The organism is Sphingobacterium sp. GW821-FHT03E03, assembly GCF_059420745.1.
The window spans coordinates 1-1,332 of the sequence record NZ_JBWKUH010000064.1; the positions used below are offsets into that span (position 1 = coordinate 1).

At 44.1% G+C, this 1,332-nt stretch carries 3 protein-coding genes; all 3 read left to right on the forward strand.

Going from position 1 to position 1,332, the window contains the following annotated elements; translation table 11 throughout:
• Positions 1-391 (forward strand): helix-turn-helix domain-containing protein (locus AC07UV_RS25630; protein ID WP_495185843.1); only part of this gene is annotated, 391 nt, incomplete at its 5' end.
• 294 nt (positions 392-685) lie between these two features.
• Entirely contained in the window at positions 686-925 is a 240-nt protein-coding gene (locus AC07UV_RS25635) for a hypothetical protein (RefSeq protein WP_495185844.1), read from the forward strand.
• A gap of 83 nt (positions 926-1,008) precedes the next feature.
• Positions 1,009-1,332: hypothetical protein (locus AC07UV_RS25640; RefSeq protein ID WP_495185845.1), on the forward strand; the 324-nt coding region annotated here is incomplete at its 3' end.

The following is a 1,332-nucleotide window of genomic DNA, read 5'->3' on the forward strand; positions in this document are numbered from 1 at the left end:
CGAAACAAAACAGTTTGTAGTTTATGACAAACTGAGCGAAGGCGAGGTACTTACCAGAAAAGCGAGAACAATGGTCTATGACATCGTAAACCAGGGATTTCAGGAAGTGAATATTAGCCAGATTGCCTTTTTGTTAGGCGTTTCAGATGCATATCTCGCACGCTGTCATAAACGCTATTACAAACAGACTCTTTTACAATACAGGGACGAAATACTCCTTCCACTGGCAAAAGACAGATTGCGTTCAACTTATACCATTGGCGAAGTAGCCAATTTTTGCGGATTTAGATACCCCAGTGGATTCTCCGAATACTTTAAGAAAGGGGTAGGCTTATATCCTTCCGAATATATAAAACTCCACCAGAATCCAGGCAATGACAAAAATCAGTAAATCACAAGATCAAAAATGCGTAAATGAATGCGCCAAGACGGCCTTACCTTTGAAATACGCTTAAAGAACTAAAAGCAAAAGAGATGGCAGGCGTACCAGTGCCATGCGATCCCCGTCTTTCCCGACGGGGAGTCCAGCTATCCCTGGTATGTCTGTGAAGGGTTGAAAGGGGAAGCTGGACCAAATAAATAGGGACGCGGGTACAGCGATAAAGTGCAAAACAAAACAGAGGGCAGGCCGCGCCAAGGCTGTGCCGCTACGCAATAGGTTATGGATAGGTAAAAATGAACCAGGATGAAAAGTCGACAAATAGCGAAAGAAACAATCAAACTACTTGACCAATGGCTATGGTCAGTGTTACTGTCCCTATGGATCAGGCTGTCTGGGCGGTTTGTCCTTTGGTACAGGTACAGTCCCGTTCTTTATTTCAGAGAACTCGACTATGCCCCTATCTGTCTATCCTTGGCCCTAAAGAGAGTTGTGAACAAGATGTGGTACCCCCGGTTTCAAGGAAGCTGGCTGACCATAAAATAGGATCCCTCGATCGCATCACTGTGAGGCAAAACCGATGTGCAAAAAGATTACCAACAGGATTTTAAATTAAAGCATTATACGTCATGAGAACGTTAAAATCAAAAATCATAGCTGGGTTTACAGCATTAGCATTATTATTCGGGGCTTTCTATATCGTGGAAGCCATGGAAACAGACCATACTTCAAGAGAAAAAGTATTGGTTGAAGAATGGTTTGATTACAATGGGCCATCCCAAGATAGGGCAGACATTGAAAATCCGGCGAATTATACACGCCATTCGGGTACGCCCAGCTGTAATGCTGGATCCGAGCTCTGTTCCCTGAAAGCTCCTAACGATGGAAGTGATCAACCGGTATTGAGCAATGGTTTTGTCAATCAGGTGATGTCCGCTATTGCAACGGGCGGT

Excerpts from the sequence above, each read along its gene's own strand:
- AC07UV_RS25635 (WP_495185844.1), top strand. The coding sequence starts at position 686 with ATGAAAAGTCGACAAATAGCGAAAGAAACAATCAAACTACTTGACCAA.